Consider the following 22,984-nt stretch of genomic DNA (forward strand, 5'->3'; position numbering starts at 1 on the left):
CCTCAGTCAATACCCTGACTGGCCAGGTACTCTTCGTAGTTGCCGAGGTAGTTGACCACCGTTCCGTCGATGCGGATTTCGAGAACCCGCGTTGCCAGCGAGGAAACAAACTCGCGGTCGTGCGAGGCAAATACCAGCGTTCCCTTGAACTTCTCCAGCGCCGTGTTGAGCGATTCGATCGACTCCATGTCGAGGTGGTTGGTCGGCTCGTCCAGCACCAGCACGTTGCATTTCATCAGCATCAGCTTGCCGAAGATCATGCGCCCCTGTTCGCCGCCGGAGATGACTTTCACTGCATTGCGCACGTCATCACCGGAGAACAGCAAACGGCCGAGCGTGCCGCGAATCAGCGTTTCAACCTCGTCGCCTTCGCTGGCGGTGGCGCGGGCGTAGCCGGCGATCCAGTCGGTGAGGCTGGTGTCGCTCTTGAAATCATCGGCATGATCCTGCGCGTAGTAGCCGCGACGTGCTTTTTCCGTCCATTTGATGCTGCCGTACTGCGGCTGCAACTCGCCCATCAGCAGTTTGAGGAAGGTCGATTTGCCGACGCCGTTTTCACCGATGATCGCCACGCGGTCACCGGCGTTGAGCGTGAAATCGAAGTTATTGAAAATCTTCCGTTCACCGGCAGCATAAGCAAAGGTCAGGTTTTCAATCTCGACCGCCTGCCGGTGCAGCTTTTCTTTCTCGTCGTAATCAAAACGAATCCACGGATATTGCCGTGATGAAGGCTTGATGTCTTCCGGTCGCAGCTTGTCGATCAGTTTCACCCGTGAGGTGGCCTGCTTGGCCTTCGACTTGTTGGCCGAGAAGCGGCGAACGAAATCCTGCAGGTCGGCGATGCGCTCCTTGGCCTTGGCGTTGGCATTGGCCTGCCGCGCGCGTGCCTGCGACGAGGCCTCCATGAAGTCGTCGTAGGTGCCCGGATATACGGTGATTTTGCCGTAATCCAGATCGGCCATGTGCGTGCAAACCTGATTCAGGAAGTGGCGATCATGCGAGATGATGATCATCGTGCTGTTGCGTTCGTTGAGCACGTTTTCCAGCCAGCGGATGGTGGCGATGTCGAGGTTGTTGGTCGGCTCGTCGAGCAGCAGGATGTCGGGGTTGGCGAACAGCGCCTGAATCAGCAGAACGCGCAGTTTCCAGCCCGGCGCCACTTCGCTCATCGGGCCGAAGTGCTGAGCGGAAGGGATGCCGACGCCGAGCAGCAATTCGCCGGCGCGCGATTCGGCGGTATAGCCGCCGTACTCGGCAAACCGGCTTTCCAGCTCGGCGGCGTGCAGGTAATCCGCTTCGCTGGCGTCCGGATTGGCGTAGATCGCATCCTTTTCCTGCAAGCAGGACCACATTTCCTCGTGCCCCATCATCACTACGTCGATCACGCGCTGATCTTCAAAGGCAAACTGATCCTGGCGCAGGTAGGCCATGCGCTCATGGGTGTCTTTCGAGACGTTGCCGGCCGTGGGCTCGAGTTCGCCGTCGAGAATTTTCATGAAGGTCGACTTGCCGGAGCCGTTGGCACCGATCAGGCCGTAGCGATAGCCCTCGCCGAATTTGACCGAAACGTTTTCAAAAAGGGGCTTGGCCCCGAACTGCATGGTGATGTTGGAGACGACGAGCACTAAGAAACCTCGGGAAAGTCATTGATTTGAAAAGGCGGCTATTGTAACCGAGGCCGGACCTTTCTGAGCGCGGCAGGTAGGTCGGGTTAGCGGTTTTATCGCGTAACCCGACACGGTAGTCTGCCAGGGAAGATGCCGGGTTACGCTGCGCCAACCCGACCTACGAGAAGTCAAGTGATTAAATTATAGCAATAGGCTATCAAATAAATTGCAACAATCAATTGGATAAATACAAGTCGCGCCTCTACCATTCATCTGTCGCATCACTTTATCAACCCGTAACACAAGGAGAAATCACCATGCAATCGTTGATCAATACTGAAATCATGCCTTTCAAGGCTACTGCTTACCACAATGGGAAGTTTGTCCCGGTGTCCGATGCCGACCTGCGCGGCAAGTGGTCGGTCGTCTTCTTCTACCCGGCCGATTTCACGTTTGTCTGCCCGACCGAACTGGGCGATGTCGCCGACGAGTACGCCGACTTCAAAAAAATGGGCGTCGAGGTATATTCGGTGTCGACCGACACGCACTTCACGCACAAGGCCTGGCACGACGCGTCGGACACGATCAAGAAGATTCAGTACCCGATGATCGGCGACCCGACCGGCACCATCACCCGCAACTTCGGCGTAATGATCGAAGAGGAAGGCCTGGCCTTGCGCGGAACCTTCGTCATCAATCCGGAAGGGGTGATCAAGGTCTGCGAAATTCACGACCTCGGCATCGGACGTGACGCCAAGGAACTGAAGCGCAAGATCCAGGCCGCCCAGTACGTTGCCACGCATCCGGGCGAAGTGTGCCCGGCCAAGTGGACGCCGGGCGATGCCACGCTGGCCCCGTCGCTCGATCTGGTTGGCAAGATTTAAGACCGGCAGCAAACCACGGAGGGCACGCCCTTCGTGGTTGATCCAGCAATTGCCATTGGGAGAACAAAAATGCTCGACGCCACCATCAAGACCCAGCTCAAGGCCTATCTCGAACGCCTTCAACAACCGATCGAACTCATCGCCTCGCTCGACGACAGCAGCCAGGCGCAGGAGATGCGCGCTCTGCTCGACGACATCGCACTGCTTTCCGACAAGGTCAGCGTACGCAACGATGGCGTCGATAAAAGGAAACCTTCGTTTGCCGTGACTCGCCCCGGCACAGCGGCGCGCATCGGCTTTGCCGGAATTCCGATGGGGCATGAATTCACCTCGCTGGTACTGGCGCTGCTACAGACCGGTGGCCACCCGCCAAAGATCGAGGCCGAACTGATCGAGCAGATTCGCGCCATTCCGGGCAGCTTCCATTTCGAAACCTTCATTTCACTATCCTGCCACAACTGCCCCGACGTGGTGCAGGCGCTCAATCTGATGTCCGTGCTCAACCCCGGCATCAGCCACACGATGATCGACGGCGCGCTCTATCAGGACGAAGTGAACGAGCGCAAGATCATGGCCGTGCCGACCATCTATCTGAACGGCGAGCCGTTCGGGCAGGGACGCATGACGCTCGAAGAGCTCATCGCCAAAATCGACACCGGCGCCATTGCGCGTGAAGCCGAGAAAATTGCGGCCAAGGACACTTTCGACGTACTTATCGTCGGCGGCGGCCCCGCCGGTGCGGCAGCGGCAATCTACGCGGCACGCAAGGGCGTGCGTACCGGCGTGGTCGCCGAACGCTTCGGCGGACAGGTACTCGACACGATGGCGATCGAGAATTTCATTTCGGTCACCGAAACCGACGGCCCCAAGCTTGCCGCCGGGCTGGAGCAACACGTTCGCGCATACGAGGTCGACATCATGAACCTGCAACGCGCCGAGGCACTGGTGCAGGGCGAGGATGGCCTCAAGGAAGTCCGGCTGGCCAGCGGTGCGGTGCTGAAAAGCAGGTCGGTGATCATTTCCACCGGCGCACGCTGGCGTGAAATGAACGTGCCCGGCGAGAAGGAATACCGCGGTCGCGGTGTGGCCTACTGCCCGCACTGCGATGGCCCGCTGTTCAAGGGCAAGCGCGTTGCGGTGATCGGCGGCGGCAACTCGGGCGTCGAAGCGGCTATCGACCTCGCCGGGGTCGTCGCACACGTTACCCTGATCGAATTCGACAAGGTTCTGCGCGCCGACGCGGTGTTACAGAAAAAACTCTTCAGCCTGTCCAACGTGACGGTCATCACCAACGCGCTGACTACCGAAGCGACGGGTAATGGCGAAAAGGTGAATGGCCTCATCTACAAGGACCGGGCCAGCAACGCGTTGCACACCCTCCCGCTCGAAGGCATCTTCGTGCAGATCGGCTTGCTGCCCAATACCGACTGGCTGAATGGAACGATTGCCCTCTCGCCGCGCGGCGAGATCGAAGTCGATGCGCGCGGCCAGACCTCGCTGCCCGGCGTTTTTGCCGCCGGAGACTGCACAACGGTACCGTTTAAGCAGATCATCATCGCCCTGGGCGAAGGAGCCAAGGCCTCACTCGGCGCCTTCGATCATTTGATCCGCAGTTCGGCGCCGGCATGACGAAACGGGGTATCTTGTGGCGTTGTCCGTATCAACCAAAAATCGTGACTCTCAAACGTTCAAGGTAGCCGAGACTCTCCCACCAGATCACTCCATTATCGCGTAATCGCTTGCCGGATTCGGTCAGGGTGAGCTTCCTGGCACCGAACTCGGTGGCGCCGCTATCGACAAGAAAGTCACCGTTCATGAGGTACGTGGCGATCCCTGGCTGCACCTGCATGCCATCAAGCAGCCAGCGGGTGCCATAGCCATCGTCGCTGCCCCTCAGCATCAGCATCGGCCGATAGGTCCCCATGTGGCGCAGCACGTCAAGCGTCTGCGCGCGGCAGGGAATCAAGCTCGTTGATGAGTAGGTGTCCATGGTTCGTCCAATTATGAACCTTACTGGAGGGTCGCAGTTCAGGGCTTATTTGCTTTTTTAGCCGACATACAATAATGAGCGGACAGGTCGGCAAATTCAATACGCGGGAGGCGGAAATTTATCTCGAAAACAGTAGCTCATGCGCTCTTGTTGTATGCTTTTGCACTTGAGTACGTGGAACAAATCCTGTAATGCCTTGACAAGTCGGGCGCTGAAATTACCAAATTTGAATTGATCGATGCTGGTGATTGGTATTGTTCCAGGCTTACGGTCTCGAATTCCATTCACGTATAAATCAAAAGGGAGCTACAGCATGAGTGACCAGGCAATCATGGAAAAGGAAGCGCACTACATCTCCGGCTGGCTGGCTTTGTTTTTGTGGCTGCTGGCCCTGGCCGGCGTCATCTGGCTTTTTATCGGCAGCGTGCTGCGCCACGGCGAACCGCCGGTGCTGGCGGTTCTCGGTATCCTGCTGCTCGGCTTTCTGGCCAAGGGATTTGTCATCCTGCAGCCGAATATTGCCGGCGTGCTGATTTTCTTCGGTCGCTATTCCGGCACCATCCGCGAGGGCGGCTTCTTCTGGTACAACCCCTTCAGCAAGCGGCAGAATATCTCGCTGCGCGTGGTCAATCTCAACACCCCGACGCTCAAGGTCAACGACATGGCCGGCAACCCGATCGAGGTTGCCGCCGTCATCGCCTGGCGCGTGAACGACACCGCCAAGGCCAGCTTCGAGGTGGATAACTACGCCAGTTTCCTGGCCATTCAGGGCGAGTCGGCGATTCGCGCGGTGACCAGCACGCGCTTCTACGATGGCGACCAGCACGGGCGCAATTCATTGCGCGGCGATCTGGTGGCCGTGGCCCAGATGCTCTCAGAAACGATCCAGTCGCACGTCGAGCTGGCCGGGCTGGAGATCATCGAAGCCAAGATCACCCACCTCGCCTACGCGCCGGAAATCGCCTCGGCAATGCTGCGCCGGCAGCAGGCGGCGGCGGTTATCGCGGCGCGTCAGCTCATTGTCGAAGGTGCCGTCGGCATGGTGAAAATGGCACTGGACAAGTTGCAGGTGGAGGGGGTGGTGACGCTATCCGATGCCGATCGGGTGCATCTGACCAGCAATCTGCTGACCGTTCTGGTGTCGGAGTCGGAAACGCAACCGGTACTGTCGGTATCGCGTTCCTGAGGCAGGGTCCGCCAGCTCTGCGCCAATTTAGATTTCCCCGCCCCCTTTTTTCAGAGAGAGAGCTTGCTCCTCCCCTGAAAAGGTGAGGCCGGGAGGGGTTGCTGCGTTGTATTCATCAGTGACTGCAGTCGCCCACAGCGTCAGATACTGCACATCCGGGCGAGCAAACCCTTGTTGCGAGCGCTAACCTGTATCATGTGACACCCTGCCGCTTTGGCGGCAACTCCGGCGTAGTCAAATCCTGCTCGCCACTGAGGAATCAAAGTGTCCGCAAATTTGACTGATCTCCTGGCGGCTGCCCTTGCCACGCGTCGTTCCCTGCTTGATCAACTGCACGCTGAACAGACCAGCGCTTACCGCCTGTTTCATGGCAGCGTCGATGGTGAAGCCGGCTTGAGCGTCGATCGCTACGGCGATGTCTTGCTGGTGCAGAGCTTTCATCGCCCGCTGGTGCCGGATCAACTGGCGGCGATCGAAGCTTTTTACGCCGACGCGTTTTCCGGCTTGCCGGTGTTCTACAACGAGCGCAGCCAGGCCAACTCGCGGATTGCCAATGCCTTGCTGCCAGAACAGATTGCCGCCGCGCACGCGCCGCGCCAGTTCCAGGAAATGGGCGTCAATTACCGCTTTAAGGTGCGCCATGCCGGGCAGGACCCGTGGCTTTTCCTCGATCTGCGTGCCGGGCGCCGGCGGGTGATGCAGGAAATCGCCGGCAAATCGCTGCTCAATCTTTTCGCCTACACCTGCGGCGTCGGCATTGCCGCCGCCAAAGCCGGCGCGCGGCATGTGGTGAATGTGGATTTTTCCGAAGCCAGCCTTTCCATCGGCAAGGAGAATGCGCGTCTCAATGCGTTGCCGATCCGCCTGCGCTTCGTTAAAAGCGACGTCTTCGCTGCCCTGCGCCAGCTTTCCGGGCAGGGGCAGGCGGAGCGGGTGCGCGGCAAACGCATGCCGCCCTTCCCAAAGCTCGAACCGCACTCGTTCGATGTCGTTTTTCTCGATCCGCCGCGCTATGCCAAAAGCCCGTTTGGCGTTGTCGATCTGGTCAATGACTACGCCGCACTGTTCAAGCCGGCGCTGTTGTGCACAGCCGAAGGCGGCACGCTGATCTGTTGCAACAACGTCGCCGAAGTCTCGCGCGCAGACTGGCTGGATCTGCTCGAACGCAGTGCGCGCAAGGCCGGGCGGGGTATTCGCGAAGTCGAGTGGATGGCTCCCGAGGCTGATTTCCCCAGCCTCGACGGGCAAGCGCCGCTGAAAATGGCCTTGTTGCGGGTTTGATCGTTTGCGCCTTACTTGTTTTTCGGTAGCCAGTGTCGACTTATGCTGCGAAGTAAATCCTCCTGGGGGACGCTTCACTAACCCGACCTGCAATCGACTATTCTCCTGACTTGATGGAACCCCTACCCATACATGAAAACCCCGAAAAGACTCACCGCACTGGTTGAAGAAGGCCTCGTTGATGAAGTGATTGGCCAACTGATGAGCGGCAAGGAAGCCACTGTCTATGTCGTGCGCTGTGGCGAAGCCATTCGCTGCGCGAAGGTTTACAAGGAAGCCAATCAGCGCAGCTTCCGCAAGAACGCCTCCTACCAGGAAGGCCGCAAGGTAAAAAACAGCCGGCAAGCGCGCGCCATGGACAAAGGCAGCCGCTATGGGCGCCAGATGCAGGAAGAGGTCTGGCAGAGTGCCGAGGTCGATGCCCTCTATCGCTTGTCCGCTGCCGGGGTGCGGGTGCCGCAGCCGCATCTCTGCTTCGCGGGGGTGTTGCTGATGGATCTGGTGCTCGATGCCGAGGGGCATGCGGCACCGCGCCTCAACGATGTCGAACTCTCCGAGGAACTGGCGCTGGCGTTTCACGCCCTGCTGGTCAATCAGGTGGTACGCATGCTGTGCGCCGGAGTCATCCACGGCGACCTTTCCGAATACAACATCCTGGTCGGCGAAGGCGGACCAGTGATCATCGACCTGCCGCAAGCCATCGATGCGGCGGGCAACAGCAACGCCGCCGAAATGTTCGAGCGTGACGTGATTAATCTACGCACCTACTTCAGCGCCTTCGCCCCGTCGCTCAAGGACACCCAGTATGGCAAGGAAATCTGGGCGCACTACGAAAGCGGCTTGCTCACCCCGGACCTGCCCTTGACCGGCCAGGTCGTCCTCGACGAACGACTCGCCGACGTCGACGCCGTTCTGCTCCAGGTCGAGCTGGCCATCAGGGAGAATGAAATCCGGCGCATGTGCCAGTAAGTTGCACTCGTACTCATCATCCCCATTTCGGGGCTGATCAGCCCCAATCCAGGGAACGCCTGCCGGCTACTATTGATGCTGGGGCGTCTCCAAGTGCCTGGCGATTGCGAAACATCAGTGTTTCTCCGACGCACATGGCCGGGGGGGTCGTATCACGTATCGTCATCGCCATGACCAGCGAACGGGTATTCCCGAGCAGTTTGGCCTGAAGAGTCTTCTGCGCTACGATGAATTACTGCGCCGTCCTGGTGTCAAAATTTATTCTTTCTTCCAGGCGTTGGTGTCACCCTTATGTGAGCGTCAAGAAATCCAAAAATGAAAATCAATCTGCAGCGAACTATTACCTCTCTGACCAACGCCCTCGATTTTGTTGGCACCGACGAATATCACCACGGCAAGCGTGTGGCGCTGATGGCGGTGGCGATTGCCAATGAAATGAACTGGTCGCAGCCGCGCTGCGAAAGAATGCTTTACGCCGGGATGCTGCATGACTGCGGCGTCTCGCGTACCAAGGAGCACCGCGCCATTACTGAAACCCTCGAATGGGAGGGAGCGCAGCAGCACTGTCTGCGCGGTGCCGATTTTCTGGCAGCCTGCCCGCCGCTGGCCGGTTTCTCGTTGATTGTTCTCTGGCATCACACACGCTGGGAAACACTACTGCTTGAAGATCTCGACGACAATCTGCGTCTCGAAACCAATCTTGTATTTCTCGCCGACCGTGCCGACGTTCTTCTCGCGCCCTATTTCATCGGTCCGGCGCTGAAGAACGAAATCCTCTGGGAATACCCCGGGATCATCGAGCGCATAACCGGTCTTGGCGGCACCTTGTTTGCACCGGTACTGGTCGAGGCTTTCCGACGTGCCGCTACCCGCGAATCGTTCTGGCTGGCCATGGATCCAAGCTACATCGAAGACCAGATCGAGGAGCATCTGCACCGTGGCCAGCCGGTCGAACTCGGTACCGCCGATACACTAGCCATCGCCGGAATGTTCGCGCACACCGTTGATGCCAAGAGTTCCTACACACTCGAGCATTCGACCCGTGTGGCCCGTATCGCGCGTCATCTGGCCTATGCCTCCGGCATTCGCGGCGAACATCTTGACCAGGTCGAAATTGCCGGTCTGCTGCACGATATCGGCAAACTGCGCGTACCGGAGGAAATCATTGACAAGCCGGGCGTCCTGACACGCGAGGAACGGGCCTTTGTCATGCGTCACAGCTATGACACCGGTCACATTCTGAGGAAAGTATTCCCTGGGCAGCCGATTGCCGACTGGGCCTCGATGCATCACGAAAACCTGCTCGGCACCGGCTACCCTTTCCATAGCCAGGCCTCGGAGATCCCGCTCGAAGCGCGGCTGATCTCCGTCGCAGATATTTTCCAGGCACTGTCGCAGGAACGGCCATACCGTGGCCATATAGCCAAAAGCGAAGTGATGTCACGCCTTGACAGTCTGAGTGCGCAAGGGCGCATCGATCCGGAAATGGTCAAACTGCTGCACAGCCAGCTTGATCGCTGCTATGCGCTGGCGGTCGACCCGGATGAGTTGTCACCGCGAGCAACAGTCTGTGGATGAGGACTATTCGGGCAAGGTCATGGTGGCTACCAGCACAGTGACGGCGGAGCCTGAAAGCAGTACCCGGTCGGCCTTGAGCGCGCACAGCAGGTCGCCCCCGCGTCTGGAAACCTGCCGGGCAGCCAGTGAATTCTTTCCCAGCCGCTTTGCCCAGTAGGGCGCCAGTGCGCAATGCGCGGAACCGGTCACCGGATCTTCAGGGATACCGTACTTCGGCGCAAAGAAACGGCTGACAAAGTCGACGTCGCTACCCGCTGCGGTGACGATCACGCCTCGCCGGTCAAGCCGGCTGAGCAACGAGTGATCGGGGGTGATCGCGCGGACGATATCCTCGCTGCCGAAAACGGCGATGTAATCATCTGCCGCCAGTACCTCGAGCGGACGCTGTCCGAGGCCTTCGGCCAGGGCTTCCGGCGCAGGACAGGCCAGAGGCGGCTGCGCAGGAAAGTCCATTTCGAGCAGGCCGCCCCGGCGCCCGACGGTCAGATCGCCACTGTGCGTTTCGAAGACGATCGTCGGGTTTGGATAGCCGAGTATCTCGAACAGTACATGCGCCGCCGCGAGGGTGGCGTGTCCGCACAGATCGACTTCCCTGACCGGCGTAAACCAGCGCAGCCGGAAGCCCTTGACCGATGGCACGAAAAAGGCCGTTTCCGAAAGATTGTTCTCCTCGGCAATGGCCTGCATCAGGCTGTCGTCCGGCCAACTGGCGAGCGGGCAAACCGCCGCCGGGTTCCCGGCGAAAGCGCGGGTGGCGAAGGCGTCAACCTGATATTGCCTGATGCTGTACAAGGGCGGGCTCCTTCAATGAAACTGCCGGCAAACACAATCAAAGGTCAGTTCGTCGCCGCCTGACGACGGATAGCGTAAGCCTGCAGATGCGAATAGGCGAGCCTGAGCATCGGGGCTTCAACCCCATTCGCTTGTGCGCGGGCAAGCATGTCGCCAAGAATGTGATCTGCTTCGGTCGGCCCGCCGCGTTCGATATCGCGCAGCATCGAGGCCATCAGCCCCGACCCGCTGTCGGTCAACTGCTTGCGATAAGCGGCCAGTTGCGCATCAGCCACGGCGTGGCCGCTGGCTTCGGCAACCCTGGCACATTCGGCAAGCAGGCCGGTAATGAAGGCTTGACCAGCCACCGTGCTCAGAATGTTACCGATACTGGCGCGAAACAGGCAGGTTGAACCGGCCAGAGTGGACAAGAAAACGAACTTGTCCCACATCGCCTGTTCGATATTGTCTGAGAGTGTAAAGTCGAACCCTGACGAAGAGAGCAACTGCGCCACCGGCTGCAGCCATTGCGAGGGCTGCGGCGCAAGCGCACCGGTGAAGAGCTTGTGCAACTTGAAATGGTGTTTTATTTCACCGTCCGGCGTCAGCATGACCGATATGAATGCCACACCGCCCAGCACGCGCTGCGGACCAAAGCGGGCGACCAGGGTATCGATGTGCAAAACGCCGTTCAACAAGGGCAGGATGACGCTCTGTTCGCCAACGGCCGGCGTGATCGCCTCAATCGACGATTCCAGATCGTAGGCCTTGCAGGAGAGCATGATTACGTCAAAGTGAACGCTCAGCTCGTCCCTGGTCAACACCCTGGGGTTGATCTGCAAGTCGCCGGAAGGGCTGGAAACTTTCAGCCCGTTTTCGCGCAACTGCGCCGCCCTGGCCGGACGCACCAGAAAGGTGACATCGCCGCCTGCGGCATGAATTCTGGCTCCGAAATAGCCGCCAATTCCGCCCGCTCCCAAAACAAGAATACGCATCAAAGATCTCCCGGGAATCGTAAAAAATAAAGTCCGGTACTTTACCTCATTTGTGCTCTCGACATAGCCTTGCGTCGGAAAATGGGGTGTCGGAGCAAAGTTGAAAAATGCTTCGCTTTTCAAGCGTATACTCCCGTCTCCTGTATTCCTGCCTGCCCACAACATGTCCGCACCGCTTGCCCTGTCTCCCGCCTCCGCCTATGAGGTTGCCACCCTCGGCCAGATCTTCACGCCGCCGGCTATCGTCGATTGCATGTGCACGCTGGTACGCAACAGTGGCCGAGTGCTCGAACCGGCCTGTGGCGACGGCGCTTTTCTCCGGCATTTCCCCGGTGCGCTGGGGATCGAGATCGACCCCCGGCATACACCGCCGGGCGCCGAAGTCATGAATTTCTTCGAACTGGCGGAGGATGAGCTTTTCGACACGATCATCGGCAATCCCCCCTACGTGCGCTATCAGGATATTTCACCGGGGACGCGGCGACTGGCCAGAGGCAGTGTGCTCGACAAGCGATCCAACCTCTATCTGTTCTTCATCGAGAAGTGCCTGCGCCACCTGGAGACCGGCGGTGAACTGATCTTCATTACGCCACGCGACCTGCTCAAATCGACTTCGGCCGTACCACTCAACCGCATTCTGTTTGCCGAGGGAACGATCACCGATTTCATCGATCTGGGCGACTCGCGGATGTTCGACGGCGCAACGCCGAATTGCGCGATCTGGCGCTTCGAGAAGGGCAATCGCTCACGACTGACTCGGTATGCCACGCTTGGCCTGGCTGATGGAGCGGCCGGACTTCAGCGTTTGTCGTGGGAGGATCGACGCTTCATGGAAAGCGGCGGCCACCTGTTGTTCACACGTCACGACTATCCGCTTTGTCTTTCTGACATTGCTTTCGTCAAGGTGGGCGCGGTGTCGGCGGCTGACGATCTTTACACCAGTGACGAGTTCGGCAACCGCGACTTTGTCTGTTCATCAACAGTGGCCGATGGCAAGACGCGTCGCATGATCTGGTGCGAGCCCGGTGAGCCTCCGCCGGCGGTGCTGTTGCCGCACAAGGAGCGCCTGATAGCGCGCCGCATCCGCAACTATGACGAGTTCAACTGGTGGCAGTGGGGGCGCGGTTATTACCAGTCGGCGCAGCCGCGTATTTACGTGAATGGCAAGACGCGCCGCTCGCAACCGTTCTTCGTTCATGATTGCCCGAATTACGACGGCTCCGTACTCGCCATTTTTCTCCGTGACCCGACGCTCGATGTGCACCTGCTGGCCGAGGCCCTGAATGGCGTCGACTGGGCCGATCTCGGCTTTGTCTGCGACGGACGCTTTCTGTTCACCCAGCGCAGTCTGGAGCAGACGCCGCTGCCCGGTTCCTTCCATGCTTACCTGTCACAGTCCGGTGTAACATGGTTGGACAAACTCAGAAAACTGTTCTGAAACTGAAAGATCACGCTGCACGGCCTGATCGGAGACAAGCCATGGTTCCTCAACTGAAAACCGCCCTCACCGGACCGCTGCTGGCGCTTGAGGCGAAGTTCCTCGACGCCACACCGGATATTGAACGCTGGCTGCGTGGCCAATGGCAGGAGCACACGCCGCCATTCTACGGTTCGGTCGATCTGCGCAACTCCGGCTTCAAACTGGCGCCGGTCGATATGAATCTCTTTCCCGGCGGTTTCAATAACCTGAATTCGGCCTTCCTGCCGCTCTGCGTGCAAGCCGCGATGACGGCTATCGAAAAAATCTGCCCGAGCGCAAAGAGCCTGTTGCTGATTCCCGAAAACCACACACGCAACCTCTTCTACCTCCAGAATGTGGCCCAACTGGTGAGCATTCTGCGCCTGACGGGTCTCAACGTTCGTCTGGGCTCGTTGCTGCCGGAGATCGACAAACCGACGCCGGTCGAGCTGCCCAACGGCAAGACACTGCTGCTCGAACCGCTGCTGCGTAGCCAATACCGCCTTGGCGTCGAGGGCTTCGATCCGTGCGCGATCCTGCTCAACAACGATCTGTCGGCCGGCATTCCGGAAATTCTGCAGAATCTCGAAGAGCAGTTCGTGTTGCCGCCGCTGCATGCCGGCTGGGCGGTACGGCGCAAATCCAACCACTTTGCCGCCTACGACGAAGTGGCGGGTGAATTTGCCAGTCTGGTGGGTATCGACCCGTGGCAGATCAACCCTTACTTCGCGGTATGCGACAGCGTCAATTTCCATGAACGGCAGGGCGAGGAGTGCCTGGCGTCCAACGTGCATGCGGTGCTCGGCATGATCCGCGAGAAATACAGGGAATACGGTATCAAGGAGACGCCCTATGTGGTGGTCAAGGCCGATGCCGGTACGTACGGCATGGGCGTGATGACGGTCAAGGATGCTTCCGAAGTCACCGGCCTCAACCGCAAGCAACGCAACAAGATGTCAGTCATCAAGGAGGGCATGAGCGTCTCGCAGGTGATCATTCAGGAGGGCGTACATACCCACGAACGCGTCGGCAAGGGCGAAAAGGCGGGTGTCGCCGAGCCGGTGGTATATATGATCGACCGCTTTGTCGTCGGCGGTTTCTACCGCGTGCACTCCGGACGCGGCAAGGATGAAAACCTCAACGCTCCAGGCATGCACTTTGAGCCGCTGGCCTTCGAAACCAGTTGCTCGCTGCCCGACCACGGCCAGAACCCCGATGCGCCGCCGAACCGTTTTTACGCCTATGGCGTGGTCGCGCGCCTGGCACAGCTTGCCGCCTCGCTGGAACTGGAACGTACGGCACCGGCGGAAGCCTAGGGATGTTGAGATTGATTCAAGTCTTGGTGGTTCGCCTTTTCTCGTTAACCGAATACCCGCTTTGACACTCGTCAGGAGTTGATGAAATGCGCTTCGCTTTCGTTCTCGATCCGCTCGATTCGCTGAAGGCCTACAAGGATTCGAGCGTAGCCATGATGCGTGCGGCGCAGGCGGCCGGTCATGCCGTGTGGGCGATTCAGCAGTCGGCCATTCATTGGTCGGCGCTGCACGGCGTGTGCGCCGAAGCGGTGCATCTGGAACTGCTCGTAGACGATGCCGAGTGGTTCGTCGAAATTGACCGCCATGTCGTTCCGCTGCGCGATTTCGCCGCCGTGGTGATGCGCAAGGATCCACCCTTCGACTTCGAGTACATTACCAGCACCTGGCTGCTCGCCCGCGCCGAAGCCGAAGGCGGGCGAATTTTCAACCGGCCGCAGGCGCTGCGCGATCACTCCGAGAAGCTTGCCGTCGCTGAATTTTCACGCTTCGCGGTGCCGACGCTGGTGGCGCGCGAGGCCGCCCGGATCCATGGCTTCATCGACAACCAGCGCGATGTCATTCTCAAGCCGCTCGACGGCATGGGCGGAAGCCAGATTTTTCGTGTCCGCCACGACGATCCGAACCGCAACGTCATCGTCGAGACCTTGATGCAGGACCGGCTGGCGCATGATGGAACGCGCACGATCATGGCGCAACTCTATATCCCCGAAATCGTCGACGGCGACAAGCGTATTCTGATCGTTGGCGGTGAAGTCGTTCCGTTTTGTCTGGCACGCATCCCGAGGGCGGGTGAGACGCGAGGCAATCTGGCCGCCGGCGGAACCGGTGTGGCGCGCGAACTGAGCGCCCGCGACCGCGAAATTGCCGGCGCGCTTGCACCGGTACTGGCAGCGCGTGGACTGCTGCTGGTCGGTATCGACGTGATCGGCGACTGGCTCACCGAAATCAACGTCACCAGCCCGACGTGCATGGTCGAAATCTGCGAACAGACGGGTTTTGACGCCGCCGCTTTTTTCATTGCCGCGCTGGAGCGTGAATGCCCGCTGCCCGCCTAGTTTATCTGGCTGTCCTGGTATTTTTTCTTGCGGCCTGCGCCAAGGCACCACTGCACCATCAGGAGTCCTTCGTTTTCGGCACCCGTGTCGAAGTGCTGATCGCCGGCCTCGACGAAGCGCAGGCGCGTCCGGCGGCGGCGGCCGTGTTGCGCGAATTCGACCGCCTGCATCGTACCTACCACGCCTGGCAGGCGTCTGACCTGAGCACGCTGAACGAGTCTATCGCCGCCGGCAAAACGCTGGAAGTGACGCCGGAGATGGCGGCTCTGATCGCCGACGCACAGCGCATTGCGGCGGACGGCGAGCAGCTTTTCGACCCCGGCATCGGTGGTCTGATCCGCCTGTGGGGCTTTCAGTCGGATGAATTCAAGGCCAAACTGCCCGATCCTGAGTTGCTCGCCAGGTGGCGTGCGGCTCATCCCGGCATTGCCGACCTGCAACTTGACGGGTTGCGCGTGAGCAGCCGCAACCGTGCCGTAGCGCTGGATTTCGGCGGTTATCTCAAAGGGGTTGCACTTGACCGGGCGGCGGACATCCTGCGCGCGCAGGGCGTGAGTAACGCATTGATCAACATTGGCGGCAACGTCCTGGCGCTCGGAACGAAGAACGGCGAGCGCTGGCGCGTCGGCATCCAGCATCCGCGTCAGCCGGGGCCGCTGGCCACGCTGGAGCTCAACGACGGCGAAGCCATTGGCACATCCGGCGACTACCAGCGCTACTTTGAACTCGACGGCAAGCGCTATTGTCATCTGCTCGATCCGCGCAGTGGCGTGCCGGTCATGCACACGCAGTCGTTGACCGTGCTGATTACGCCGCGCCCGGCGGCGGGCACGCTCTCCGATGCGGCGTCCAAGCCACTCTTCATCGCCGGTCCCGACTGGCCGCCGCTGGCGAAAAAGATGGGGGTCGGCCAGGTGTTGCGTATTGATTCCGAGGGACGCCTGCAGATCAGTTCCGCTCTGCATCGCCGCCTTGAATTCGTCGGTACGCAAGCAAAAATGCCGGAAATAATTCCCTGAGGTGGTTCCGGCACTTCCGAAAACCACGGAATCACTTAGAATGCTGGCTGATCTCACAGGAACGCACGATGATTGGCATTCTTCTGATAACGCACGGCACGTTTGGCGAAAGCCTGATTCAGAACGTGTGCCAGGTTCTCAACAAACGCCCGCCATTGATCGGCCAGCTCGGCGTTGCCGCGCAGGACGACCCGCTGGACATGCTGCCTCTCGCCCGCTTGCGATTGAGGGAGGTTGATGAGGGCGACGGGGTGTTGATCATGACCGATATATTGGGCGCCACGCCGTCCAATCTCGGCTTGAAGCTTCTGGTACCGGGCCGGGTCGAAGGCGTTGCCGGCGTCAGTCTGCCGATGCTGTTGCGCGTCCTGACCTATCGCAAGAGCAGTATGGAAACATTGTTGCAAAAAGCCATCAGCGGTGGTCACGATGGCGTCATTTGCATGCCCCTACCCTAGCAGATTGATCGACTGGAATCTTGATGGCACGTGCTGAAACCGAAATTGTCAACAAACTGGGCTTGCATGCACGCGCTTCGGCCAAGCTGACACAGTTGGCCGGCAGCTTCGATTCCGAAGTCTGGCTGGAGAAGGGGGCGCGCCGGATCAACGCCAAAAGCATCATGGGGGTGATGATGCTGGCGGCCGGCAAGGGATCGAGGATTGTGATTGAAACCATCGGCCACGATGAGCAGGCGGCACTCGAATCGCTCCTCAATCTGATCGCTGACAAATTCGGCGAAGGAGAATAAGCAAACCATGAGCTTCACTCTGCACGGTCTCGCCGTCTCGAACGGTATCGCCATTGGCCAGGCGCACCTGATCTCGCAGGCAACGCTTGAGGTCTCGCATCTGGTCATTGCGCAGCGCATGGTGGAGAAGGAAGTCACCCGTTTCGAAACGGCACTGGCCAAGGTACGCACCGAGTTCGGGGTGATCAAGAATGGACTGGGCAAGGCACCGACCGATATCGGTGCCTTCATTGACCTGCATCTGCTGATCCTGTCCGATCCCGAGCTCTCCGAGGTGCCCAAGCAAATCATTCGTGAACGGCGTTGCAACGCTGAATGGGCGATCGTCCAGCAGATGGAGCTTCTGGTCGCCCAGTTCGAGAAGATCGAAGATGTTTATTTGCGCGAGCGCAGTTACGATGTGCGCCAGGTCGTCGAACGTATCGTCCGCGAACTGGTTGGCCGGTCGGGCCATGCCGCTGCCAAGTCCGCCAAGGGGGTCAAGGGAGAAAACCTGATTGTCGTTGCCCATGATCTTTCCCCGTCCGACGTCATGGCCTTCAAGGACCAGAATTTCGCTTCGTTTGTTACCGATGTCGGTGGTTCCACCTCGCATACCGCGATCCTGGCGCGCGGCATGGGCATTCCGGCCGTGCTCGGTCTGCACAACGCCCGGCAGTTGATTCGCGACAAGGAAACGCTGATTGTCGACGGCACGCGCGGCGTGGTGATCGTCAACCCCGATGCGCGAATCCTGGAGGAATACGAGCTCAAGAAATGTCAGATCGAGATCGAGCGCTCGAAGCTCAAGCTGCTGAAAACCACGCGCTCAACAACACTCGACCGGGTCAAAATCGATCTGCTCGCCAATATCGAAGAGCCAAGCGACGTTACGGTGGCACTTGAAAGCGGCGCCGAAGGTGTGGGTCTGTTCCGTACCGAGTTCATCTTTCTCGGTCGCGGCGACATGCCGAGCGAGGACGAGCAGTTCGAGGCTTATCGCAAGGTCGTCAAAGGCATGCAGGGACGACCGGTAACGATCCGTACCTTTGATCTGGGCAATGACAAAAACATTCATTCGGACGACGCGATCGGTGAGCGAAAACGCGACAACCCGGCGCTAGGCCTGCGCTCGATTCGTCTCTCGCTGGCCGAACCGAAAACGTTCCAGTCGCAGTTGCGCGCCATCCTGCGCGTCTCCAAGCTGGGCAAGGTCAAGATCCTGATCCCGATGCTGTCGCACGCGCATCAGATCGACCAGACACTGGCCGCGCTGGAGCAGGCAAAATCCAGCCTGCGCGGGGAAAAGATTGCTTTCGACGAGAGTATCGAAATTGGCGGGATGATCGAGGTTCCGGCGGCGGCACTGGCGGTCGGCATATTCCTGCGCCGCATGAATTTTCTTTCGATCGGCACCAATGACCTGATCCAGTACACGCTGGCCATTGACCGCAGCGATGAGCAGGTCTCGTATCTCTACGATCCGCTGCACCCCGCGGTACTGATGCTGCTGGCACACGTCATCAGCACCGCCGAGAAAGTCAATATTCCGGTTTCGATGTGCGGCGAACTGGCGGGCGACCCCAAGCTGACCCGCCTGCTGCTGGGCATGGGTTTGCGCCAGTTTTCGATGCATCCGGCGCAGATCCCCGCAGTCAAGCAGAAAGTGAAGCAGAGCAATATTTCCGAAGTCATTCCGATCGTACGTCGCATACTGCGTCTTGAGGAGTCAGCGAAAATTCAGGAACAGATTGAACGCCTCAATGCCTGAATCAGCGTACACGTCGCGAATGCTCACGCTTGGCATGGAGCCAGCCCGGTCAGTTTTTTCAGGCCGACTGGTTTATCCTAGAAGGAGCAGTTGAGCGCGACCGCCGCAACACCAAGTTTGGTGAGTGTTTGGCCCTCACCCCAACCCTCTTCCGCGGGGAGAGGGGGTTTGCACCCTTCGCCCTGCGGGAGAAGGGCCGGGGATGAGGGACTACGATATTGCCATTATGCTCAACTGCGTTTTTAGGTTTATTTTTCCAATTCGATAATGATGTCAAAAGAAAATTCTGTCGGAGTCGTTGTCCCGCAACGAGTCCGTTTCAATGAGCCGATGCGGCTCAAGAGTGGCGCCTTGCTGCCCGGTTTCGATCTCGCCTTCGAAACCTACGGCACGCTCAACAGCGCACGCACTAATGCCGTGCTGGTTTGTCACGCCCTTTCCGGTGGCCATCACGTTGCCGGTGTGTACGCCGGCGAGCCGAGGAACGTCGGCTGGTGGGATAACCTGGTCGGACCGGGCAAGCCACTGGATACCAACAAGTTTTTTGTTGTCGGAGTCAACAATCTCGGGGGCTGCTACGGTTCGACCGGCCCGATCTCGCTCAACCCGGAAACCGGCAAGCGCTACGGCGCGGATTTTCCGATGGTCACGGTCGAGGACTGGGTGGCGGCACATGCCCGGCTCGCCGACTATCTCGGTATTGACACCTGGGCCGCCGTCATCGGCGGCAGCCTTGGCGGAATGCAGGCGCTCGAATGGTCGTTGCAGTTTCCGGAGCGCATCCGGCACGCCATGGTGATTGCCTCGGCACCCAAGCTTTCGGCGCAGAACATCGCCTTCAACGCGGTGGCCCGGCAGGCCATCCTTTCCGACCCCGACTTTCATGGCGGCCACTACGCCGAACACGGTGTGGTGCCACGCAAAGGGCTGCGGCTGGCGCGCATGGTCGGACACATCACCTACCTGTCGGACAGCCAGATGGGCGAGAAATTCGGTCGCCAGTTGCATCATGGCGAACACCAGTTCAGCTATGACGTCGACTTCGAGATCGAATCCTACCTGCGCTATCAGGGCGACAAGTTCGCCAGCTTCTTCGATGCCAATACCTATCTGATTACAACCAAGGCGCTCGACTATTTCGATCCGGCCTACGCCTACCAGGGCGATCTCGCTGCTGCCCTGGCGCGTGCCAGCGCCCGCTTCTTTGTCGCCAGCTTCTCGACCGACTGGCGCTTTGCACCGGCACGTTCGCGCGAGATCGTTTTCGCCCTTCTGCACAACCGGCGCCATGTCGCCTACGCCGAGATCGATTGCGACGCCGGGCACGACTCCTTTCTGCTCGATGACGCCCACTATCACGCCGTGCTGCGCGCTTATCTGGAGAACATATCGACATGAGCAATGGGAATCCGCACAATCCGCTTACGGCCAAGGAACGAGAACGTTTCGACTTTGCCGTCATCGCCAACTGGATTCCGCCGGGCGAGCGCGTACTCGACCTGGGCTGTGGCGACGGCAAGCTGCTGCGTTATCTGCGCGAAACCAAGGGAGTCATCGGTTACGGAGTCGAGATCGATCACGGCAGCGTGCTCGGCTGCATCAGCAACGATGTCGATGTGATCCAGATCGACATCGAGGGCGGCCTCTCGGGTTTTGAGGACCAGTCGTTCAATCACGTCATCATTTCCCAGGCGCTGCAGGCGATGCACGCCACCGAACGCATCCTCGGCGAAATGCTGCGCGTTGCCGAAGAGGCCGTCGTGAGTTTCCCCAACTTCGCCTATCGCGCCAACCGGGCGGCGATTGCCGAAGGCCACATGCCGGTTTCCGAAGACCTGCCTTACGCCTGGTATGAAACGCCGAACGTACGTTTTTTCACCCTCGCCGATTTTGAGTCGCTGTGCCGCAAGCTGGACATCGAGATCCGCGAGCGGCTGGCATTTGACGAAGCCGGGCAGTTGGTGAGCGACGATCCCAATCTCAACGGCAGTCTGGCCTTCTACCGCCTCGGCCGCCGGCGCGGATGAGCATTGCCTTGCCGGAGTCCTTGCGCGTCCTGCTGACGCGCAAGATGTTGATCTGCGTGTTTACCGGATTCAGCTCGGGGCTGCCGCTTTACCTGCTGCTCAACCTGCTTCCCGCCTGGTTGCGCAGCGAGGGGGTCAACCTCAAAACGATTGGCTTCTTTGCGCTGATCCAGTTTCCCTACACCTGGAAATTTCTCTGGTCGCCCTTTCTCGATCGTTATGCCCTGCCCATACTCGGTCGCCGGCGTAGCTGGTCGCTGCTCATGCAGATTGGCTTGCTGCTGTGCATTGGACTGCTCGGCGGGCTTTCGCCGGGCACCGACATCGTCCCGGTGCTGTGGCTCGCGGCGCTGCTCGCACTTTTCTCGGCCACCCAGGACATCGCGCTCGACGCCTACCGGCGCGAGTTGCTGTCCGATGTCGAACTGGGTCTGGGCAACGCCGTGCATGTCAATGCCTATCGGGTAGCCGGTCTGGTGCCGGGTTCGCTGTCGCTGATCCTTGCCGACCTGCTACCGTGGTCGCAGGTGTTCTGGATCACCGCCGCCTTCATGCTGCCGGGCATGCTGATGATCCTGCGGGTCAGCGAGCCGGTGGCGGCGCATGCCGCGCCGAAGACCCTGCGCCAGGCGGTGGTCGAGCCTTTCAACGAATTCATGGGGCGCAACGGTGTGCGTGGCGCGCTGCTGGTGCTGGCCTTCATTTTCCTCTACAAGCTGGGCGACTCGCTGTGCACGGCGCTGGCCACCCCTTTTTATCTCGACATGGGTTTCACGAAAACCGACATCGGCCTGATCGCCAAACACGCCGGTCTGTGGCCGGCAGTCATCGGTGGTCTGCTCGGCGGTCTGTGGATGGTGCGTCTGGGGATCAATCGCGCACTGTGGTTGTTCGGCGTCGTGCAACTCGTTTCCATTCTCGGCTTCGCCTGGCTGGCCTGGCTCGGGCCGCAGACGGCGATCGGCATCGACCAGCGCCTGGCGCTTGCTGCCGTCATCGGCGTCGAGGCGCTCGGCGTCGGCCTGGGCACTGCCGCTTTTGTCGCCTTCATTGCCCGCTCGACGCACCCGGCTTACACGGCAACGCAATTTGCCCTGTTCACCAGCCTGGCCGCCGTTCCGCGCACCTTCATCAATGCCTCGGCCGGCTGGTTGGTGGAAGGCCTGGGCTGGTTCAATTTCTTCCTGCTGTGCACCGCGCTGGCGGTTCCCGGAATGCTCCTGCTTTCGCGCGTGGCACCATGGAATGCAGCGCCGGTGAAAGGGGCGCAAGGTGCGTGAGACGGATTCGGCGATTGCCGACGCACTGGTCGACGCCGCCCGCGAGTTGTCGGCCAAGGTCGAAAGGCTTGATTTTGCGGCACCGGTTTCACACCGCTACAACCCGCTGGACTACGCCTGGGCGCCGCATGAGCTGTATTTGCGCCGCTACGGAGCCAACCGCAAGAAGGTGGTATTCATCGGCATGAATCCCGGCCCCTTCGGCATGGTGCAATGCGGCGTTCCCTTCGGCGAGATCGCCGCCGTGCGCGACTGGATGGGAATCGACGCAAAAGTCGATAGGCCGGCGCTGGAAAATCCAAAACGGCCGATCGAGGGCTTCGCCTGTACCCGTTCCGAAGTCAGCGGCCGGCGCTTGTGGGCTTTGTTTCAACAGCGCTTCGGCACGGCCGAGGCCCTCTTTGCCGAGCATTTTGTGGCCAACTATTGCCCGCTGGCCTTTTTCGAGCACAGCCGGAATCTGACTCCGGACAAACTGCCAGCCGACGAGGCCGCGCCGCTCTATGCCGCCTGCGATGCACATCTCAGGCAACTCGTGGCGATACTCAAGCCGCATTGGGTGATCGGAATCGGAGGCTTTGCCGAAGCGCGTGCCGCGCTGGCTCTGAGCGGGATGAACGTCAGCCTCGGGAAAGTCCTGCATCCCAGCCCGGCCAGTCCGGCGGCCAACCGCGGCTGGGCCGAAGCGGCTACCCGGCAACTGACGGCGCTCGGAATCTGGTGAACTGCCCAGGCTGAAAACGCTGTCGAGCCAACCGAATGTTTCCGTTGAACCCGGCGCACTCGATTTCTTGCCTTACGGTCGTCTTCGCAGCGGTTGAAGCCTTGCCCTCAGGGCCATCAATTATGAAAACGACACCTCATTGATTAGTCCTAATGGACTATTGACTTCAAGTAACATTGTTCCTAGCATGGTTTTAGTTATCAATAAAACTAGTGGGAGAATGCCATGTTACCCAAGCCTGTCATGAAATCACTTCGGTTTCCGGTAGCCCATCTTGCCTTGGCGTTTGCGCTTGTAATCCCGGGTCTCTCGGTCGCCAGCCCATCTGCCAGCGTGGATGGT

At 59.7% G+C, this 22,984-nt stretch carries 21 protein-coding genes; 17 read left to right on the top strand and 4 right to left on the bottom strand.

The annotated features are described in order from the left end of the window. Positions 1-2: 2 nt before the first annotated feature. A complete protein-coding gene (locus JNM42_RS08470) occupies positions 3-1,625 on the bottom strand; it encodes an ABC-F family ATPase (RefSeq protein WP_294268267.1) in 1,623 nt (540 codons plus the stop codon). 299 nt (positions 1,626-1,924) lie between these two features. Between JNM42_RS08470 and ahpC the strand changes: the two genes are divergently transcribed. Both ahpC and ahpF read left to right on the top strand, forming a co-directional pair. Continuing rightward, positions 1,925-2,491 (top strand): alkyl hydroperoxide reductase subunit C, encoded by a 567-nt coding sequence (gene ahpC / locus JNM42_RS08475; RefSeq protein ID WP_294268270.1) that lies wholly within the window; start codon positions 1,925-1,927, stop codon positions 2,489-2,491. Positions 2,492-2,560: 69 nt separating this feature from the next. Continuing rightward, positions 2,561-4,120, top strand: coding sequence for an alkyl hydroperoxide reductase subunit F (gene ahpF / locus JNM42_RS08480; protein WP_294268273.1), 1,560 nt, complete (start codon positions 2,561-2,563; stop codon positions 4,118-4,120). A gap of 31 nt (positions 4,121-4,151) precedes the next feature. On the opposite strand, the gene JNM42_RS08485 is transcribed toward ahpF, so the two are convergent. After that, positions 4,152-4,481 (bottom strand): hypothetical protein, encoded by a 330-nt coding sequence (locus JNM42_RS08485; RefSeq protein ID WP_294268275.1) that lies wholly within the window; start codon positions 4,479-4,481, stop codon positions 4,152-4,154. A 313-nt stretch (positions 4,482-4,794) separates the two neighbouring features. Between JNM42_RS08485 and JNM42_RS08490 the strand changes: the two genes are divergently transcribed. The 4 genes from JNM42_RS08490 to JNM42_RS08505 all read left to right on the top strand — a co-directional run bounded on the left by JNM42_RS08490 (position 4,795) and on the right by JNM42_RS08505 (position 9,495). After that, positions 4,795-5,667, top strand: a complete 873-nt coding sequence (locus tag JNM42_RS08490; protein ID WP_294268277.1) for an SPFH domain-containing protein — start codon at positions 4,795-4,797, stop codon at positions 5,665-5,667. A 264-nt stretch (positions 5,668-5,931) separates the two neighbouring features. Further along, positions 5,932-6,948 carry a class I SAM-dependent methyltransferase gene (locus JNM42_RS08495; protein ID WP_294268279.1) on the top strand — a complete coding sequence of 339 codons (1,017 nt, stop codon included), beginning with the start codon at positions 5,932-5,934 and terminating at the stop codon, positions 6,946-6,948. 132 nt (positions 6,949-7,080) lie between these two features. Further along, the gene (locus JNM42_RS08500; RefSeq protein WP_294268281.1) at positions 7,081-7,917 is read left to right on the top strand and encodes a PA4780 family RIO1-like protein kinase; all 837 of its coding nucleotides are present in this window, start codon (positions 7,081-7,083) and stop codon (positions 7,915-7,917) included. Positions 7,918-8,232: 315 nt separating this feature from the next. Beyond that, positions 8,233-9,495: an HD domain-containing phosphohydrolase gene (locus tag JNM42_RS08505; protein ID WP_294268283.1), complete on the top strand. Its 1,263-nt coding sequence runs from the start codon at positions 8,233-8,235 to the stop codon at positions 9,493-9,495. Between the two features lie 3 nt (positions 9,496-9,498). Here JNM42_RS08505 and JNM42_RS08510 read toward each other — a convergent pair whose 3' ends face one another. Both JNM42_RS08510 and panE read right to left on the bottom strand, forming a co-directional pair. Next, positions 9,499-10,287, bottom strand: coding sequence for a PhzF family phenazine biosynthesis protein (locus JNM42_RS08510; protein ID WP_294268285.1), 789 nt, complete (start codon positions 10,285-10,287; stop codon positions 9,499-9,501). 44 nt (positions 10,288-10,331) lie between these two features. After that, complete coding sequence (panE, locus tag JNM42_RS08515) at positions 10,332-11,261, bottom strand: 2-dehydropantoate 2-reductase (protein WP_294268287.1); 930 nt, start codon at positions 11,259-11,261, stop codon at positions 10,332-10,334. Positions 11,262-11,424: 163 nt separating this feature from the next. On the opposite strand from panE, the gene JNM42_RS08520 reads away from it, so the two are divergent. From JNM42_RS08520 to JNM42_RS08570, 11 genes are all read left to right on the top strand, one after another. Continuing rightward, positions 11,425-12,699 (top strand): class I SAM-dependent methyltransferase, encoded by a 1,275-nt coding sequence (locus JNM42_RS08520; protein WP_294268289.1) that lies wholly within the window; start codon positions 11,425-11,427, stop codon positions 12,697-12,699. A gap of 41 nt (positions 12,700-12,740) precedes the next feature. Continuing rightward, on the top strand, positions 12,741-14,036 hold the full coding sequence (gene gshA / locus JNM42_RS08525) for a glutamate--cysteine ligase (protein WP_294268291.1): 1,296 nt from the start codon (positions 12,741-12,743) through the stop codon (positions 14,034-14,036). A gap of 86 nt (positions 14,037-14,122) precedes the next feature. After that, the gene (gene gshB, locus JNM42_RS08530; RefSeq protein WP_294268293.1) at positions 14,123-15,091 is read left to right on the top strand and encodes a glutathione synthase; all 969 of its coding nucleotides are present in this window, start codon (positions 14,123-14,125) and stop codon (positions 15,089-15,091) included. After that, positions 15,073-16,110, top strand: coding sequence for an FAD:protein FMN transferase (locus JNM42_RS08535; protein ID WP_294268296.1), 1,038 nt, complete (start codon positions 15,073-15,075; stop codon positions 16,108-16,110). The genes gshB and JNM42_RS08535 overlap by 19 nt, the downstream gene beginning before the upstream one ends. Positions 16,111-16,178: 68 nt before the next feature. Beyond that, entirely contained in the window at positions 16,179-16,568 is a 390-nt protein-coding gene (locus tag JNM42_RS08540; RefSeq protein WP_294268298.1) for a PTS fructose transporter subunit IIA, read from the top strand. 23 nt (positions 16,569-16,591) lie between these two features. Next, positions 16,592-16,861: an HPr family phosphocarrier protein gene (locus JNM42_RS08545; RefSeq protein ID WP_294268300.1), complete on the top strand. Its 270-nt coding sequence runs from the start codon at positions 16,592-16,594 to the stop codon at positions 16,859-16,861. 7 nt (positions 16,862-16,868) lie between these two features. After that, the gene (gene ptsP / locus JNM42_RS08550) at positions 16,869-18,611 is read left to right on the top strand and encodes a phosphoenolpyruvate--protein phosphotransferase (RefSeq protein WP_294268302.1); all 1,743 of its coding nucleotides are present in this window, start codon (positions 16,869-16,871) and stop codon (positions 18,609-18,611) included. 270 nt (positions 18,612-18,881) lie between these two features. Further along, positions 18,882-20,009 carry a homoserine O-acetyltransferase gene (locus tag JNM42_RS08555; RefSeq protein ID WP_294268327.1) on the top strand — a complete coding sequence of 376 codons (1,128 nt, stop codon included), beginning with the start codon at positions 18,882-18,884 and terminating at the stop codon, positions 20,007-20,009. Further along, entirely contained in the window at positions 20,006-20,638 is a 633-nt protein-coding gene (gene metW, locus JNM42_RS08560) for a methionine biosynthesis protein MetW (RefSeq protein WP_294268305.1), read from the top strand. The genes JNM42_RS08555 and metW overlap by 4 nt, the downstream gene beginning before the upstream one ends. After that, positions 20,635-21,918, top strand: coding sequence for an AmpG family muropeptide MFS transporter (locus JNM42_RS08565; RefSeq protein ID WP_294268307.1), 1,284 nt, complete (start codon positions 20,635-20,637; stop codon positions 21,916-21,918). Before metW ends, JNM42_RS08565 begins: the two co-directional genes overlap by 4 nt. Beyond that, on the top strand, positions 21,911-22,642 hold the full coding sequence (locus tag JNM42_RS08570) for a uracil-DNA glycosylase family protein (protein ID WP_294268309.1): 732 nt from the start codon (positions 21,911-21,913) through the stop codon (positions 22,640-22,642). The genes JNM42_RS08565 and JNM42_RS08570 overlap by 8 nt, the downstream gene beginning before the upstream one ends. Positions 22,643-22,984 lie beyond the last annotated feature (342 nt).

Origin of the sequence: Propionivibrio sp., from assembly GCF_016790145.1 — a bacterium.
Classification (GTDB): Bacteria; Pseudomonadota; Gammaproteobacteria; order Burkholderiales; family Rhodocyclaceae; genus Propionivibrio.